Origin of the sequence: Staphylococcus sp. FSL W8-0056 (assembly GCF_037963075.1) — a bacterium.
Lineage (GTDB): Bacteria > Bacillota > Bacilli > Staphylococcales > Staphylococcaceae > Staphylococcus > Staphylococcus aureus.
The window spans coordinates 2,406,879-2,425,623 of sequence record NZ_CP150142.1; the positions used below are offsets into that span (position 1 = coordinate 2,406,879).

At 33.3% G+C, this 18,745-nt stretch carries 11 protein-coding genes; 1 reads left to right on the forward strand and 10 read right to left on the reverse strand.

Translation table 11 applies throughout. The features are described from left to right. Nucleotides 1-17: 17 nt before the first annotated feature. Nucleotides 18-2,999: a YhgE/Pip domain-containing protein gene (locus tag NSS86_RS12240; protein ID WP_000786115.1), complete on the reverse strand. Its 2,982-nt coding sequence runs from the start codon at nucleotides 2,997-2,999 to the stop codon at nucleotides 18-20. Nucleotides 3,000-3,209: 210 nt separating this feature from the next. Here NSS86_RS12240 and NSS86_RS12245 point away from each other — a divergent pair, with 210 nt between their 5' ends. Beyond that, on the forward strand, nucleotides 3,210-5,069 hold the full coding sequence (locus tag NSS86_RS12245) for an amidase domain-containing protein (RefSeq protein ID WP_001125628.1): 1,860 nt from the start codon (nucleotides 3,210-3,212) through the stop codon (nucleotides 5,067-5,069). A 264-nt stretch (nucleotides 5,070-5,333) separates the two neighbouring features. Here the strand turns inward: NSS86_RS12245 and NSS86_RS12250 are convergent, their stop codons facing one another. From NSS86_RS12250 to secY2, 9 genes are all read right to left on the reverse strand, one after another. Next, nucleotides 5,334-5,894, reverse strand: a complete 561-nt coding sequence (locus tag NSS86_RS12250; protein WP_000088195.1) for an isochorismatase family cysteine hydrolase — start codon at nucleotides 5,892-5,894, stop codon at nucleotides 5,334-5,336. A gap of 168 nt (nucleotides 5,895-6,062) precedes the next feature. Beyond that, complete coding sequence (sasF, locus tag NSS86_RS12255; protein ID WP_001151890.1) at nucleotides 6,063-7,970, reverse strand: cell-wall-anchored protein SasF; 1,908 nt, start codon at nucleotides 7,968-7,970, stop codon at nucleotides 6,063-6,065. A 240-nt stretch (nucleotides 7,971-8,210) separates the two neighbouring features. Next, nucleotides 8,211-9,569: an accessory Sec system glycosylation chaperone GtfB gene (gene gtfB, locus NSS86_RS12260; RefSeq protein WP_000593156.1), complete on the reverse strand. Its 1,359-nt coding sequence runs from the start codon at nucleotides 9,567-9,569 to the stop codon at nucleotides 8,211-8,213. Beyond that, nucleotides 9,562-11,070: an accessory Sec system glycosyltransferase GtfA gene (gene gtfA / locus NSS86_RS12265; RefSeq protein WP_000158423.1), complete on the reverse strand. Its 1,509-nt coding sequence runs from the start codon at nucleotides 11,068-11,070 to the stop codon at nucleotides 9,562-9,564. Before gtfA ends, gtfB begins: the two co-directional genes overlap by 8 nt. Before the next feature lie 17 nt (nucleotides 11,071-11,087). Then, the gene (gene secA2 / locus NSS86_RS12270; protein ID WP_000680945.1) at nucleotides 11,088-13,478 is read right to left on the reverse strand and encodes an accessory Sec system translocase SecA2; all 2,391 of its coding nucleotides are present in this window, start codon (nucleotides 13,476-13,478) and stop codon (nucleotides 11,088-11,090) included. Then, nucleotides 13,468-14,427, reverse strand: a complete 960-nt coding sequence (gene asp3 / locus NSS86_RS12275; protein ID WP_000916728.1) for an accessory Sec system protein Asp3 — start codon at nucleotides 14,425-14,427, stop codon at nucleotides 13,468-13,470. Before asp3 ends, secA2 begins: the two co-directional genes overlap by 11 nt. Next, on the reverse strand, nucleotides 14,405-15,973 hold the full coding sequence (asp2, locus tag NSS86_RS12280; RefSeq protein ID WP_001137468.1) for an accessory Sec system protein Asp2: 1,569 nt from the start codon (nucleotides 15,971-15,973) through the stop codon (nucleotides 14,405-14,407). The genes asp3 and asp2 overlap by 23 nt, the downstream gene beginning before the upstream one ends. Further along, nucleotides 15,963-17,516: an accessory Sec system protein Asp1 gene (gene asp1 / locus NSS86_RS12285; protein ID WP_000873204.1), complete on the reverse strand. Its 1,554-nt coding sequence runs from the start codon at nucleotides 17,514-17,516 to the stop codon at nucleotides 15,963-15,965. The genes asp2 and asp1 overlap by 11 nt, the downstream gene beginning before the upstream one ends. Before the next feature lie 10 nt (nucleotides 17,517-17,526). Then, complete coding sequence (gene secY2 / locus NSS86_RS12290; RefSeq protein WP_000916123.1) at nucleotides 17,527-18,738, reverse strand: accessory Sec system protein translocase subunit SecY2; 1,212 nt, start codon at nucleotides 18,736-18,738, stop codon at nucleotides 17,527-17,529. Nucleotides 18,739-18,745: the final 7 nt, after the last annotated feature.

Here is an 18,745-nt window from a genome sequence, read left to right on the forward strand (position 1 = left end):
ATGTGTGGATTTAATTTTTATTCTGTAACGTTACTTTGGTCAACTTTTTCAGATACGCGCTTCATCAATGGATCTGTTACAGGTTTTAAAATTAAACCTACAACGAAGAATCCTATGCCAAATAACGTTAATATAATTAATTTTGTAATTAGGATTTCCGGAACAATACCGCCTACTGTTTCACGTAATGAATCAATTGCATACGTAAATGGTAAGTATGGCGAAATGTTTTGGAAAAATTGTGGCGTAGTTTGAATTGGGAATGTTCCTCCACCACCTGCAATTTGTAATACAAGCAATACGATTGCAATTGCTTTACCTGGGTTACCAAGTAATGATACGCACGTATATACGATTGAGTTGAAAATAATCGAACAGAAAATCGTTATAAGTACAAATAATACAGGTGACTCAACTCCTGCTTTTAGGATTAACAAATCTCCAACCGATACAATGAGTGCTTGCAACATACCAAGCATTATAAAGAATCCTGCCTTACCTAAGAACACTTGTCTTGTCGTTAAGACTGACTCTAGACTCTTATGTTTATTATCAACCGTTAATAAACTTACCATCAAGAGTGCACCTACCCATACTGACAGTGCAGTATAGAATGGTGTCATACCTGAACCATAATCCTTAACTGGGAAAACATCAACAGTCTTCTTATTAATAGGATTTGCAATAATACCCGCTTGCTTTTTCAAATCATTCTTAAGTGTGTCGATTAATTTGTCGACTGCATCATCTTTGTCTAATTTCTTGAAAATTTTATTCGCTTTTTTCAAATCTTTTTCAACATCAGGCAATTTATTTTGAGAAAAATCAGCTAAATCTGATAAAGCCTTTTTCGCTTGTGGCTGATTTTTATTTAGTAATCCTACCGCTTGATCATAACCATTTAATAACGTTGGTAAATTTTTATTCACACTTGCTGTCGCATTAGTTAATCGCTGTTCCAACTGTGGTAAGTCATTGCGCACAAAGTTAGCAGCTTTAGCTACATCACTTTTCACTTTCGGGAAGTTTGCTTGAGCATTTTTAACAGCACTAATGTATTGTTGTTCAATACTTGGTAATACTGTTTGTAAGCGATCAATACGTGTTTTACCATTTTTTAAAATAGCTTGTCCACTGTTAATGACTTGATCAATTGTATTTAATTTAGACTGAACATTGGATAATGCAGTTTGCCCTTTGTTCAATTCATCCATAATACGTTGTGATATTGATACTAAAGAGCTGTTAAGATCTTTTTTAACATAATCTCTAAATGATGATAATGATGAATCTAGTTTTGAAAGTTGATCTAGTAATTTAGTAGCTTCAGCAGTTCCTGAACTACCATTCTTTAATGCATTGCTTAATTGATTAACTAACCTTAATGATTCATTAATTCGATTATTAGCTGCTTTTACCTTATCAATTTCTTTTGATAAATCAACATTTTCATTCTTCTCAATCTCTTTTAATGTATCGATAAATTGTTGATTATATTGCGTTGTGTATTCTAAACCGGACTTAACATTATCTAAAGACTCTCTAAAATCAGAAGGCTTGTCCGATGCTAAAATGCCATACGAAATATTACGTAATGCCTGACTATCTTTTTGTGCGGCTTTCGCTTGGGTATCTAAATTATTTGATAATGATAATAAAGAGCCCGTTAATGCCGCTTCCATTGATTTAACATCTTTATCTGTAATGTTTTGTGTGTTCTCGTTAGCTGTGCTGACTTGTGTTGTTGTTATATCTGCAAAACTTTGACCATCTTTTTTCCCGCTTGTACTTTGTGGTGTAGTCGATACAGGCGCATTATTACTATTTGGTGCGGTATTTTGCGTAACATTATTATTTGGTGCAGTATCGCCACTTGGTGCACTTGGTGGCGTTGATGCTACACCATTACCAGCTGCAGGTGAACTATTTGATGTTTCGTTGTTCGCCGCGCTATTTTGAGGAATCTGTTGCTGGTTTCTTCGATTTAAATCTTGCGCGCGTCGAATTGCATCTTGATAATCACCGACTCTACTTCTAACTTGTGTGACGAAGCCTTTGGCATCATTTAACTGTCCATTAGCTTGATCAATCCCTTGACTCGCAATGTTAAGTCCTTGATTAATTTTAGGGAACTGCGCTGGCACGTCATCAGCTGCAAAATTTAACGCTTTTTCAATTTTCGGCATATAATTATTTAAAGCTAATATCAACTTAGCCTTTTCATTAAGTTGCGGAATAGCACCATTGACTTCGTTTAATTTTTTCTGAGCATCTAAAATATCACCTTTATAATTTCCTAGTTTTCTAAAATCATTGGCATATTTATCTAAATCCGCTTGGTGGTTATTCAAATACACAATTTTATTCGCAAAGTCATTAATCTTAGGTAAAGCTTTATCTGCTGAATATACCGCATTTTTTATCTTGTTAATTGTCGGCACATTTTCTTCAATAGTTAAACCTGCTTTGTTAGCTTCTTCTAATAATGCTCGAGTTACTGTTTTATTAAATTGTTCATTCGCTTTTTCAACGACAACTGACGAACCAGTATCTGTTAGCTTAGACGCAACAGCGTTAATCTTCTGATTCACCTTAAATTCTACATCTGCTTTTTGAGGCTGCTTACGTAGTGTCCCGGTAATTTCATGTGTAAACTTAGATGGGATGTAAATACCTGCAAAATATTTACCCATTTTTATCTCATGATCAGCTTTCTCTCTACTTACAAACTGCCAATCAAAACTTTTATTTTTCTTGAGTGTATTAACCATCGTATTACCGACATTAACTTTTTTCCCTCTGATTGTGTCGCCTTTATCTTCATTAACGACTGCGACCTTGATGTGTCCCGTGTTGCCATATGGATCCCACATTGCCCATAAGTTAAACCAAGCGTAGAACGATGGCAAAATAGCTAAGCCTGCTAAGATAATCCACACAGCTGGCGTCTTAGCTACTTTCTTCAGATCCATTTTAAATAATTTAAATGCGTTCTTCATTGTCACACTCCTATGTAGGAATTATTCATATTTTTTATATATTTTTTGTAAATTAATTTATTTTTGCGTTGTGAATTAGTATAATCAATTTACTGGAAGATATTTAGTCGATTGATACCTATCAACTATTTTCAGCATACGATAAATTATAACAAATCATAGTTTATTATCACACTTAATTATTATATTTTTCAAGGGAGAATACGAAATATGCCTAAAAATAAAATTTTAATTTATTTGCTATCAACTACGCTCGTATTACCTACTTTAGTTTCACCTACCGCTTATGCTGATACACCTCAAAAAGATACTACAGCTAAGACAACATCTCATGATTCAAAAAAATCTAATGACGATGAAACTTCTAAGGATACTACAAGTAAAGATACTGATAAAGCAGACAACAATAATACAAGTAACCAAGACAATAACGACAAAAAATTTAAAACTATAGACGACAGCACTTCAGACTCTAACAATATCATTGATTTTATTTATAAGAATTTACCACAAACCAATATAAACCAATTGCTAACCAAAAATAAATACGATGATAATTACTCATTAACAACTTTAATCCAAAACTTATTCAATTTAAATTCGGATATTTCTGATTACGAACAACCTCGTAATGGCGAAAAGTCAACAAATGATTCGAATAAAAACAGTGACAATAGCATCAAAAATGACACTGATACGCAATCATCTAAACAAGATAAAGCAGACAATCAAAAAGCACCTAAATCAAACAATACAAAACCAAGTACATCTAATAAGCAACCAAATTCGCCAAAGCCAACACAACCTAATCAATCAAATAGTCAACCAGCAAGTGACGATAAAGCAAATCAAAAATCTTCATCGAAAGATAATCAATCAATGTCAGATTCGGCTTTAGACTCTATTTTGGATCAATACAGTGAAGATGCAAAGAAAACACAAAAAGATTATGCATCTCAATCTAAAAAAGACAAAAATGAAAAATCTAATACAAAGAATCCACAGTTACCAACACAAGATGAATTGAAACATAAATCTAAACCTGCTCAATCATTCAATAACGATGTTAATCAAAAGGATACACGTGCAACATCATTATTCGAAACAGATCCTAGTATATCTAACAATGATGATAGCGGACAATTTAACGTTGTTGACTCAAAAGATACACGTCAATTTGTCAAATCAATTGCTAAAGATGCACATCGCATTGGTCAAGATAACGATATTTATGCGTCTGTCATGATTGCCCAAGCAATCTTAGAATCTGACTCAGGTCGTAGTGCTTTAGCTAAGTCACCAAACCATAATTTATTCGGTATCAAAGGTGCTTTTGAAGGGAATTCTGTTCCTTTTAACACATTAGAAGCTGATGGTAATAAATTGTATAGTATTAATGCTGGATTCCGAAAATATCCAAGCACGAAAGAATCACTAAAAGATTACTCTGACCTTATTAAAAATGGTATTGATGGCAATCGAACAATTTATAAACCAACATGGAAATCGGAAGCCGATTCTTATAAAGATGCAACATCACACTTATCTAAAACATATGCTACAGATCCAAACTATGCTAAGAAATTAAACAGTATTATTAAACACTATCAATTAACTCAGTTTGACGATGAACGCATGCCAGATTTAGATAAATATGAACGTTCTATCAAGGATTATGATGATTCATCAGATGAATTCAAACCTTTCCGCGAGGTATCTGATAGTATGCCATATCCACATGGCCAATGTACTTGGTACGTATATAACCGTATGAAACAATTTGGTACATCTATCTCAGGTGATTTAGGTGATGCACATAATTGGAATAATCGAGCTCAATACCGTGATTATCAAGTAAGTCATACACCAAAACGTCATGCTGCTGTTGTATTTGAGGCTGGACAATTTGGTGCAGATCAACATTACGGTCATGTAGCATTTGTTGAAAAAGTTAACAGTGATGGTTCTATCGTTATTTCAGAATCCAATGTTAAAGGATTAGGTATCATTTCTCATAGAACTATCAATGCAGCTGCCGCTGAAGAATTATCATATATTACAGGTAAATAAGTATTATTAAACCCGCAAAATTTATAAGTATAAACAAGGAGTTCGGACTTAAACATATTTCTGTTCATAAGTCCGATTTCTTATTCAATTAAACCCGAGGTATTCAGTTCGAACGCCTCGGGTCATTTTATATAAATATATTATTTTATGTTCAAATGTTCCTCATCATATCCGTTTCAATTGTCATCTCACACATTTTATAAATATGAGCAAATGTACTTATTTTCAAACATTACTGCCTAGCTTTAATTGACGTTATATTAACTATAAACTACTTTTCCATGACTCTACGGATTCAATGTCACATGAGCGTGATAAAATTTGTTCAATAATAAAGTCATGTTTATCATCTGATCTATCACCAACAGCATCTTCTAAAACAGTAATATAATAGTCTTTATCTACACTTTCTAATGCCGTGCTCAATACAGCTCCACTCGTAGAGACACCCGTTAATACTAAATGATTAATATCATTTGCACGTAAATAAACTTCCAAGTAACTACCTGTAAATGCGCTAAAGCGTCGCTTAGAAATAATCGGCTCATCTTCTAGTGGTGCTAAATCTTCAAGTATTCGTGTAGATGCATCTGCTTCAGTAATCGCATATCCTTGAGCTTTAATTGTTGAAAACACTTTATTACTCGAGGAGACATCATTAAAATGCTTATCTAACACTAAACGTATGAAAATGACTGGTATTCGATGTTGTCTTGCTGCTTCAATTGCTCTCTGATTCGCTTTAATAATATTTTTTATTCTAGGTACACTACTCGCTATACCTTCTTGCATATCCAAAACTAATAGCGCCGTTTTTCGAGACATCTTCATTCTCCTTTACTTCTGTAGTTCTAAGTCGTTAAATTCATTATAACGTTAAAATGATGGACAATCTATTCATTGCATTTTGCATATACTTCACAATAATTTAAGGGGGAAATAAGACGTCTTATATACTTAAAAAAATATATAGATGCTCTTCCCCCAATATAATTATGCTTTATTTTTCAACTTATTGCGTCGTGATAACCAAATCATTAGTACACCCATTGCACCAACAATTACAGATATCGGCAACCAATGTTCTTTTATCGTTTCCCCCGCTTTAGGCAAAGATACATTACCATCAGCATTTAATAATCCACTTAACAATCCATTACCTTTACCAAGTGTTAACGTCTTTTCTGGCTTTGGTGTGGGTATATCTGGAATACTGTCTAATAAATTTGATCCTTGATTCATTAAATTTGCTAACTTATTTAAATCCGTTGTTTTCCCATTTTTATTCAATCGATCTAGTAAACTTGGACGATTTACTATTGGTGATAAAATATAGTCTATATCTTTTTTCGTTTGATTGAGTCTCTTTTGTAAATTCAATAAATCATCCGCTTTACCATTCAATGCCGATTTAACTAAATTAAAAATTTTATTTTGATCTGTTTCTATTTTAGTAATTAAATCTGCCAGTAATTTTGCCTTTTGTCTTTCTATACGTGTTGCTAAAATCGTTTCAATTGCTTGCTTTTTATCTTTGGCATTATTCAAAATTGCTTTTAATATATCATCTGAAGACGTGTCGCCAGTTGATGCAAAATGTTTCTTCAATTGGTCAACGATTTGGCGATTTGATAATCCTTTATTCGTCCAATCTTTAGCCAATTTATCTGCTTCAGCTTTTCCTAATTTCGTTTGTAAGATTTGAGAAATCAATAGCGACTTATCTTGTGATTGATCAATCAATGACGTTAATAAATCATCACTCGTTGTCAGAGATAGTTGATCAATATGACGAGTAATTTGATCTGCAATTTGTTGATCTGTTTTACCATCAACACGTATATCTTTTAGAATTTTATCTGCCTCGTCTTTATTAAATATACTTTCTAAAATGCTTTGTGTAGCATACTTTTTATCATCAGTACGTGCAAGTTCTTCCAAAATAATATTTCGTTGACTTTTTATACGCTCTTTCGTCTTATTTACTTCGCTCATTAAGTCTGATTTTTGATTTTTAGGAAGTTGCGTATTTGCAATACGTTGATCTAAAGATTGTAACGTATTCAGTTTATGATATGTGTAATGTTGCGTTGAGGCATTACTTTTAGCCAATTTTTCAATCATAGCATGATTAATTTTATCGCTTCCTTGTAATTTATCAGTGAGTTGATTACTATGGCTTTGATTCTCTTCATTTGAAAGAAATTTATTTAACACAACATGTCCAGAACCATCATTATTTGGCGTTTTAGCTACTTCATGATTACTATCTGTTGTAGACACTGCCGGATCTTTCGATGCATCTTTCAATGCATCTTTCGATTTGTGTATTTGCTGATTCAAATGGTCTAGGTCTTCTAACGCCTTATTTACCATTGCTTCATCATTTTTATCATCTTTTTCTCCATATTTTGTTGTAGCCGTTTGTGACATATCATTTTTCATTGCATTAAGATCGTCCTCGCCACTTTGTTGACCCCTATCAACATTTGAAGAAACCTCATTTAAATCTTTAAGCAATTGATCTAATTTACTGTCTATATCACTTTGACCGTTCATTTCAGTGTGAGAACTTTTATTTTCTTTGCTATCCAACTCATTAGCTCGTTTTATGATTTCATCTATTTGCGATGCTGTTTTCGCTTCATTTAGTTGTGCTTTATAATGTGCTTTAGATGAAGCCGATAACTGTTTTAATTGCTCAATTTGACGAATTGCTTTGTCAACTTTGTCTAATAAATCTTGCTTAGATAATATCTCTTTTGAAATTTCAGTATCCTTTTCAGATGCAGCTTGGGCATCGTACGGCAAGATATTCGTTAAAATGATACTTGACGCCATCATTGTCGAACACGATAACTTTACATATAATTGAAACGGTTTCCCTCGATATTTAGCCATCAACATACTCCTTTCTCACTTACTTCCTTCAAAGAATTACATACTATTATATACCTGTTTACAAGAAATTTACACTTATCTATCTAGTTATTGTTGTTAGTAATTATCAACTTATTACTTAGCTTATATTTAAGTAAACAAAAAAGCATGACGTAATATCATATTGTCCATGTCGCTAACATCATATTACGTCAAATCTTTTAAATTAAATGATGCTTTATTTTAGACTGCTTTTTCTTTTTAGCTTTCGAGCGCCTGTTTAAAAACTTGCTCGAATTGTTCACGCGAGATTTCGTGTGCATGTGCTTTTTGTGCTAATAAAGCATCTCGAAACTGTTGTTGATCTTTCAAACTTTCTAACATTTGTATTAATTGGTCTTTACTTTCCATTGTTATCTCATCATTATGCTCAAATAAGTGCTCTGATAATGTTACTTTAGCATGGTGTGCGGTTTGACGATAACCTAAAATCAACAACTCATAGTCAAACGCTTGTTCCACCGCATTTAAAATTTCATTACCCTCATTGATATCAAGATAAATATCACATAACTGGTATAGTTCATTTACCCTGTCAATATTAATAGATGGGTATAAGTGCACATTAGCATATTGATCAAGTTGCATTAGCTTATCAGACATCTCTGTAATAGCAGCGATGTGAAAATTAAAATCTGGTAAAGTTTCAACCAATACCTTGATGTTACGAAGTTGATCCGAGTTAGTTAATATTACAATTTCTTTAGTATATCTATTACGACTACGATAGTTATATAGATATCCGCCTTGTAAAATACGAGATTGAACCTTTGCGTCTGCTATATTGAGCATCGTTTCATATTCGTTTTTATCTGGAATAATAATATTACAATGTCGTTTCATATCACCTTTACACATCAATTGCATATTTCCCGGGACATTACCATTACAGTGTTCTTGCCATACCAAAACATCACTACCTTTTGATGGCAAATTATATAACACTGAAAATGGTAGGGCTAGTGAGTTAATAACGAAATGATGTTCCGTAATTTCAAGTTGCTTGATAAAAAATAATACGAATGCGAGCTTTGAAGGGAAAAAGTAAGACTTCCCTTGCCAATCCAATATGACATCAGATGTTACAAAATTTTCATAAATCACTTCTTTACCTTCTGCTGTCATATATTTCTTCAAGATCGCTTTACGATTTAAATCGTAAACAGTTTGTGCAAATTTAATACCATTCTTAGAATAATAATCGACAAATCGGACACGTTGTTGGTCATCAAACCATTCGACACGACTAACAATTCTAGGGCGCTCTCCACTTTGATAAAATATTTTGCCTCGTAGACGTCCCATATCATTAATTGTAGCCGAATTGTTGTTACCTTTAATTTCCCAAAAAGCTGGTACAGTAACCTGATTAAAAAATCGTGGTTTCATATTTTCTGTATTATGATTATCTGCAAAAAATTGATACGGTGATATAACATCGTCCGGTAAAAAGCCATTGTCATTGAGTACAATTGTTAAATCTTCTTCCAACTTACTGGCTTTAAAAGACTCATATAACTTTCGTGAATGATCGTTAAAGTAATCAAATAATTTAATCATGTAGCACCTCTTGAACTAATGTTTCCCATTTTAAAATAATATCTTGAGTCATAAATTGCTGTGCCACTTCATAAGAGATGTCATGTGGTGCCTGGGGACCATTGTTAAAATACATTACAATGGCATGAGCTAGTTTTGCGATAACATCATCCACACTATCTTCGTCGGTATCAAAAGGTACCAAGTAGCCATTTTCCCCATCTCGAATAAAGGTTGGGTTACCATAATTCACATTTAATCCAATCATACCTAGTCCTGAGCCTACCGCTTCCATTAGTGTTAACCCAAAACCTTCGCTAGTTGATGCAGAAAGAAATAACTCATAATCATTATAAATTTCATCAAGTTTAACATGCCCTAGTAAACGAATATAATCTTGTGCGCGGTGTGTATCAATAATTTTACGCAGTCGCGTCTTCTCGCTACCTTCTCCATAAATATCAAATGTTAATTCTGGCACTTGTCGTTTAGCCACGATAACCGCTTTGACAAGCCAATCAATATGTTTCTCATTTGCTAAACGAGATGCACTAATCATCGCATATGGCTTTCTTGATAATTTAGGATATGATAACGCATCAATGCTTCCCACCGGAATAGTATAGACACGTGGACGATAACCTTGATATTGCTCAAATTGTCGACAAACCATATGATTTTGAATATCTGTTGCTGTAATAAAGAAATCAATGTATTTAGCTTTTGAAAATTGATATTCATAATAATTGTTCCATAGTATATGCTGCTCGCTCATCATATTATTACTATAATGATCAGCATGAATCACAACACCAACTTTACTATCACCTTTATGCTGCAAAACAGCCTGACCAATATCAGAAGCGCGGTCTAATATGACAATATCGTCTCGGGTTAAATTCAATCGTTGTAAAAAGTATGCAATAAATTCCGTTTTGTTATACAACACCGCATCTTCAAACACATATATAGAGCTGTCTCCATCAATATATTCGTTATAAGCGATGGAACCATCTTCATTATAGAATTGTCGCATATATAATTTCGCTTTATTATCAGCTGGTGCATAATACTCAGAAAATATACGCGTATAACTATAAAAATCTTTACGTACTAACATACTATTAATTACAAATTCTGCACGATCCACAACATCTTTTTGTTCATTTTGTAGATAACATGTTACAAATGATGATTTCCCATTAAAATATAGACGGACTATCTTACCATTTCTTTCTCTAAAACTAATTTCATGACCAAGCTCACGTTCAATGTCATCTAACGTGTACGTTGTTGGTGCTATAGAAATATCACTAAAATACTGATACAACCAAATAACTTCTTGATCTTTAAACCCAATGTTTTGCGTTAATGTCTGTATGTTCTCTGACTGTATAAAATCTAAAAACACAAATTTAGTGTCTTGATTTGTACGTCTCAATAATTTAGCACGGTAAGCTTGTGCATATTCAACACCGCTACTCGCCCAGCCTATACCAAAGTTTATATTATATATTGTCATGCGCTACCCCTTTTCATTTATGGAAAATGTATAACTGGCATACCCTCTTTATCAAATGTAATCATGCTTTGACAAATATTTTTCACCATTCTTTTTTTGATATTTCGTGTCATAACTTCAAATGAATCTAATGCAACTCTATGGTATTCAAAAATAGCGTTACGTTGCCCATTTTGTCGTTGATTAACGCTTGCTTTTAATTGTTGTAAATAGTCGACTTGTTCTAACCAACATGAATCAATTGCTTTCAAAAAGACTTTTTGAACGAAAATATTATAATAATATGCACTTTGCATGTTTTTACGATTCAAAGCTAATTGCTTTTCAAATTGCTCTAATAAAAATGTCACTACTGCTTGCTTATCTTTAAAATTAACACAAGCCACATCTTTATTAAATTGGAAACTTAAATTTTGATAAATATACTCGACAACACGCGATTTTGTTAGCACCTTTTCCTCATTTACAAACATTTCAAATACATCTTTAGCTAACGCTTTAAAATCTCGATTCTCAGCATCATCTATTTCTAAAACTCGATTGCGTTCCTCGTATACAAGATCTCGCTGTATACTAATGCTTTTTTCAAATTCATTAGCCATTTCACGAGCTTTAACCCCTTGTTCTTCCGAGATACGCTGCGCTTTAACTACAATTTGCTTAACTTTGCGATTAAACAAATTACTTTGCGATAATCGTTGTGCATCTAATGAATATAATTGATTATTTTCCGCTAAATTACTATCGCTCCATCGCTTAACTAAATAATCATCTAGTGAAATATATATACAAGATGATCCCGGATCCCCTTGTCTACCAGAACGACCACGTAATTGCCTGTCTACACGGCTATTTTCCATATGTTCATGAATAATAACAGCTAATCCACCTAATGCTTCGACACCTTCACCAAGTTTAATATCTGTGCCTCGACCTGCCATACTAGTCGCAACAGTCATGGAACCAATTTGCCCTGCTTCAGCTATCATCTGCGCTTCTTTTGCAACATTTTGCGCAATGAGTAAATTATTAGGAATATCCATTTGGAATAATACTTTCGAAAAGTATTCAGCCGCTTCAGCAGTTCTCGTTATGAGTAAAACCGGTCGCCCCGTTTCATGAAGTTCAACTATATCATGAATCATCGCGATGTTTTTCTCATCAACTGAACGAAACACTTTATCTGGTTCATCGATACGTTGAATCGCTTTATCAGTTGGTGCTTGTACGACTATTTTTGAATACAAATCAAAGAACTCTGATTCGCCTAATTTTCCTGTAGCTGTCATACCTGAAAATGATTCAAAAAGTTTAAATAAATTCTGGAAGGTAATTGTTGCCATAACACTTTTATCTGTTGAAACCTCCATACCTTCTTTCGCTTCAATAGCTTGGTGAAGTCCAGCTTGCAACTTAGTTCCCGGTAACATACGACCTGTAATACGGTCAATTAAAACAATATCACCATTATATACAAAGTAATCGACATTAGATTCAAACAAATATTGTGCGCGCAGTGCTAAATTAATATTACGCACTAGGACCATCGCTTGTTCGCTATATAAATCTTCAACATTAAAGTATGATTGTGCCGCTTCAATACCTTGATTTAACAGCCATATTTCTTTTTTGGTCTTCTTCATTTTAAAATGCACGTCTTCAATCAATGTATCTACAAACTCTTTCACAATATGAAATAGATTTGATTGTAATCTTGGTGCACCCGAAATAACTAATGGTGTTTGAGCAGCATCTAAAATGATTGAATCCACTTCATCAATAATACCGTAATTTAATTGTGGTAAAAATTTCCCTTCCGCACTATCAGCCAAATTATCAATTAAATAATCAAAACCGAGACGTCCATTAGTTGTATATATAATATCATGTTCATATATATTACGTTTTTCCCCTTTTTGATACTCATAATCCACAATATCAACAAAACCTAATGAAGCAGTTAAACCTAACCATTCATATAATGGTTGCATCTCTTCAAAATCTCGCTTCGCTAAATAATCATTCGTTGTAATTAAATATGTTCCTTTTCCCGAAAGAGCATTTAAATATAAAGGCATCGTTGCCGTTAATGTTTTACCTTCGCCTGTTTGCATCTCCGCAATGTTACCTTCATGCAATACAATCGCTCCGATTAACTGAACTTCTTTAGGATACATACCTAATACTCTCCAGCTCGCTTCACGTGCCACTGCATAAGCTTCAGGTAACAATGTATCTAGTGTATCAACTCCTGATGCTAAACGTTCTTTAAATTCTATTGTCTTTTGTTTTAACGCATCATCAGAATATGATTTAACTTCATCGCTCCATGTATTGATGCGTTTCACTATTTTTCTAATCGACTTTAGTCTTAATTCGTTTATCGTAACATCTAGTTTATGTTTCATTTACTTCCCCACCATTCAGTTTCGATACATCTAAGTAATCTAAAAATCGTACTGGATTCATTAAACGTGACATATAATTTAGATGGTTGTCTTGCTCTTCTTTAAAATAAAACTCGACATTTGTATCTTTTAGTTCATTATTTCCTGGGACATGTTCTGTAAGCCATTCTTTTAAATCATCATCTTCATGGCTTGTACGATATACTTTGCAATCTAAATGCTGAGCGACATAAGTTGCAAAAACATTTGACTTTGACCCATAACTAATCAAATTAATAGCCGTTAGGGTATCTTGACTTTGCAAATCATCCTTTAGTTGCTTAATATTTTCCTTGATATCGTCGTCCATCCAACGTTCAACGAGCCAAACATGACCAAACAGTTTCAAAAAATCATTCGAAATAGTTGGATAGGTGTCAGATGGTTCTGCAATAATGACATTGATCCTATCATTTCCATATTGGTTATCGTCTATCTTCGTCACCCGCATGCTTTTATACTCTAAATCATCTTGATGCGTCATCTCTGTAATTGTTAAACATCTAAATATTAGACTCGTCGATGCTGCATTCATCATTTTTATTTTATAAGCATAGGCTTCATCAGGATATTGAATCGTAATACTATTTGACTTTACAATCTCAGTACTTAGTTTTGTGCCATTTTTATTATAAAAAATGATGATAAAATACACTGAACCAGCAGGCGTTGCATCAAAATCAAAATGCAATTTATAATGCTGTCCTCTACGCAAAATTGGTAAACTTGGCGCACTTTTATATTTTGAAAATTGCTTTAACATCAACCACTCATGAATCGGTAATCCAGAGGGCATCAAAGGATTTATAAAAGTCACTTCACCATTTGAAAATGATACTTTAGAGCCATACATAAATGTAGTTTGTGAAATATAATTCCAAGTAACTTTAAATGTTTTGTTTTTCAGCATGTTGAACTCTCCCAAACTTGTCTTCCAAAATAATGTTGTAAAAATTAACAAACCAACTTGCAATGGTAGGTGAATCATCATTATGTCGCCCAGGAATACTGCGATTCATCACTCTTGCTTGGTGTGCTGTCAATACAGGTAATAGCTCTTGAAATGCATGTGGATCATAATCATCATGTTGCATATATGCTATGGCAAAAACAGTTTGTGACAATGATTTCTTTTGAAATGTTTGCCAAAATTTTTGATTTAATGCCTTTATCGACGCTTGAGATGTATCACCTTCATTAGACACCAGGACGTCTAATGCTGTACCGAACTCTTCTGGTCTAAGTAATCGCATATGTTCAGCAATCGTTCCAATATTAACAAGTGGTTTACCAACAATAATTGCCTGGGGATTTAACTGAGCACCATAATACAAGGCACCAAATGAACCCATAGATAAACCAGATAATATTAATTCATGTGATTTAAAATTCAGCTTTTCTAATGTCTCGTCAATAACATTGATAATACCTTGTTCATATTCAGATGAACCGATATAAAAGCTACCACCTTCAACACGAGGATCGCCGATAAGTAAAAACGGTGCATTCATACGTTTCATCATATAATATCCTTCGAAACCTTCCGCTGTTCGATAACCACTAAAATATACGTTTAGTGGCGGTTTCATATCACCAGGGTGGAAATAATAAATAAATTCCTGTCGTTGACTATCTACGAAACGACTACCACCAAGTAAAAATTGACCCATGTCTAATCTAGACCATCGTTTGTGTATAGGTCCTAAATGTACCGTCCCGTTCCCACGCGCCTTAACAGTTACACTTATATAAGCATCAAATGGTTTCGCAGGTATCTCTAAAGGACTGTCTAACATATCATCAGTTAATATGATTTGTTCAATTAATGCACCATCAGCGCCAGTCTGAATCAATCTAAATGTATATTGCAACTCGACCGCACCATCAATATCAAATTCTGGCCATATTTGAATGACTTTATCTTTATCGTAAACGAGATTATTTTGCCAAGATGCGATAGGTTTAAATTCTTTTCCAAATTCTCCACTCAACGTGAGCTCTGAATTACCTTGGTATACGACATCTCCTTTAAAATTCGGATGCACAAGTGCTAACTTAGGGGAAACTTTATCTCCATACTGTCCTGAGAAGCTAACTGCCTCTAATTTATTATTACGTTCTTCAATATTCCGGTAATGTAATGGTTGAACAACGTATTTTTGGACATTTTCGTCTTGTTCATATTCAACTGACCAAAATGATTCATCAACATACGTATTGTATGGTTCGCTTATCATTTGTAATAAATTCGTTAATGTCTCCGAGTATGGTGCTTGAATATAGATAAAATCAAAGCGCCCTTCTGCTTCAACAATCGCTTCAATAGCCTCTACATAACCACTATCAAATTCAAACAATCCAATATCGAAGTAATCCCAACTCACACCTTTTTTGTGTTGAAAAATAGGTTCTAAATCGTCTCCTCCAATTTGCAAAACTCTAAATTTACGTGGCATCATTTTCACCTTCTATTAACTCATCGAGCTGATTAATAATATTCTTAGAAGCATATGCATCTATTAATTTTAAAGAATAGGCGTACGCATAATTCCAATTTTTCAAATAAAATAAATAATAATTTAACGCATCATCTAATTCATCAACTGTATTTATAATACGGCCATTGTCATAATCAGAGACGTAATCTGTTTGTTGACCATTAATTTGTGGAATCCCAGCGCTAATTGCACTAATTTGTAAATACAAATCAGGTTCTTTTGACATATCTATCACAAGTCGCAACGTCCGCAATGCTTCTACAACATCATGTTCAGCATGTATCGTCTTAACAGCAATGATGTCATCTTGATCTTCAGGTGTCATTAATGCTGAAACATTAACATCCGCATTCTGTTTAGCTTGGTATTCCTCATTTACCGACGTAATACATTCACGAAGCCACATCGGTATGTCATTTTGATGGCGCGATAATAAAATTAAACGGTAATAATCTTCCTGTGCGATATAATCCACAAGTCGTTGCATCATTTGTTGCAAATCAGCGTCACTCATACCATCTATCCATACACCTATAAATGTTTCCATCAATTGACTACTTATATTAGGTGATTGTCTCGTTTCAAATGGTGTGATTCGAATCATTGTATTCTCCCGCTGATACTTCTCTTGATGACTAATTAAATCACGTTCTAGTTGCACACTATCAACAATTAAATGGGCATTCTTTACGATAGATTGATATTCCTCATCTGACACAGTTTCATTTCTATTTTTAAAAAATGAATAACTTAACAATTTCGCTGGAATATGATTGGCTATTTGTCGATTGTGCCTAGCATCTGAAGCCACAATCACATGATCATCTTCATGTATTTGTTGTGCAATCATTGCTTGAAATTTTTCTTCAATTAGTTGAGCCATATTGTTATATTCTGTTTGTTGATAGTGATGTTGATATCTTTTTGATACAGTGACTCTGCCATTTTTCAAATCTTCATGAAGTACACAATCTCCATTAATCGTTAAATATTGTTGGTAAGAAGCCTCTCCCTGATCATCAAAATAACGTATCGCTGATAAATAACCTCTGTCATCAAAAATATAACGCCGTTGTAACTGATCTCTTTCAAATTCTTCAAACCAAATTGAATACCCTTCTTGACTAAAATAAATATTTGTATAGGTCTGTTCACTCGTCACACATTTTAATAAATACGGCGTGTACACAAACTCAACATCATCCGGCCATTTTAAGTGATGATAATTAATCGCTTGTGGCGCATGGTGACTGAATCCTTGAATTTCATCAAACACAGACGAATACTTTGTTTCATATAAGTCATATCGATGTAAAAATGTTCTTAAATTTGGTGCATGATTGAGAACAATCAGTTGATAATCTAAGTCATTTTCAAGGTGCATTCCCATTAAACTAATCATATCGTCAAATTCCGTCTTATTTTGTAGTTGATAATACGGCACAGTCGTGTCTTGCCACCATCGTTGGTCATCGTACCAAGCTGGAATAAAGTATTTCATAATTACCTCCTTACCAATACTGGTTTAAAAATGGCTTATATTTATCAAAATATAAATATGTACGAATTGTTTCTGCAATATTAATACTGATGTAAACTAATACAATCAGTTGTACTGAGAAATAAATTTCAGTAGATAAATGCGATACAAACAATGTGAAATAAAGCGGTATACCAATAATGACTGTAACTAATGCCGATCCAAACCAACATACGCGTCTTGCTTGATAATTTAAATAACGTTCTGTATCCTTACCAGGTTTAACTCCTGAAAAATAATTGCCACTCTTTAAGAAATCTTTGGATTTTTGTTTAGTATTGATTAAAAATCTCGATAAAAAATAACCCAATAACATTTGAATCACTAAATATACTGAAATACCTACTGGACTATCAAATGTCAGCATTGGCATGTCATCTGATATGCTTTTATTAAACATAGATAAAATAAAATGAATGCCACTTTTCAAGAAAACAAATGCTGAAATACTCATCATTAAAGTAATACTGCCTGCAGGGTTAACTTTCCAAGATAAATAAGATTTCATATTTGTTGCGGAAACGTTCATTAAATCGATATATGGTATTCTCACTTCTACTAATTCAATGAATAATAAGATAAACAATGTGATTATCACAAGGATGATTAACAACGCAATCACAATATGACTTGCATCTATATATTCCATTTTTTGATGCATCATTGATTTAATAATGCTAACCATTACAATCGGCATTGGTCCTGCGATGCCGTAACGACTATTTTTGTCAGCTAACCAAACTAATAACATCGTTCCAGTAACCAAAATCAATATTGTTAAGTAAATATTGTCTTGATGAACACGTTCTTTCGAAACATATTCATGAATCACAAAATAACTTTGAATCACACTTAAAATTAATGTTAAGATACGCTCTTTATAATGCTTCTCAAGACTTGTTTGTTTCATGTATTTATCCATATTCCGATAAGAAATCAGCATCAAGATAATCATTGATGTTAACCACGGACCTAATCCTAAAGTGAAAATGTTTAAAGTATTAACGTCTCCACCCATATTAGAAATAGCTATTTTAAAAAATGACTCATGTTTTACTTGCATATCGTTATAGGAAACGATGGAAATGTTTGTACCTAATATATAAATAAATAATATAAAACATGTGTATAGCATACGTTTATATATAATTTTATATTCGTATTGTTGTAAAAGTTTTAACATGTTGCAC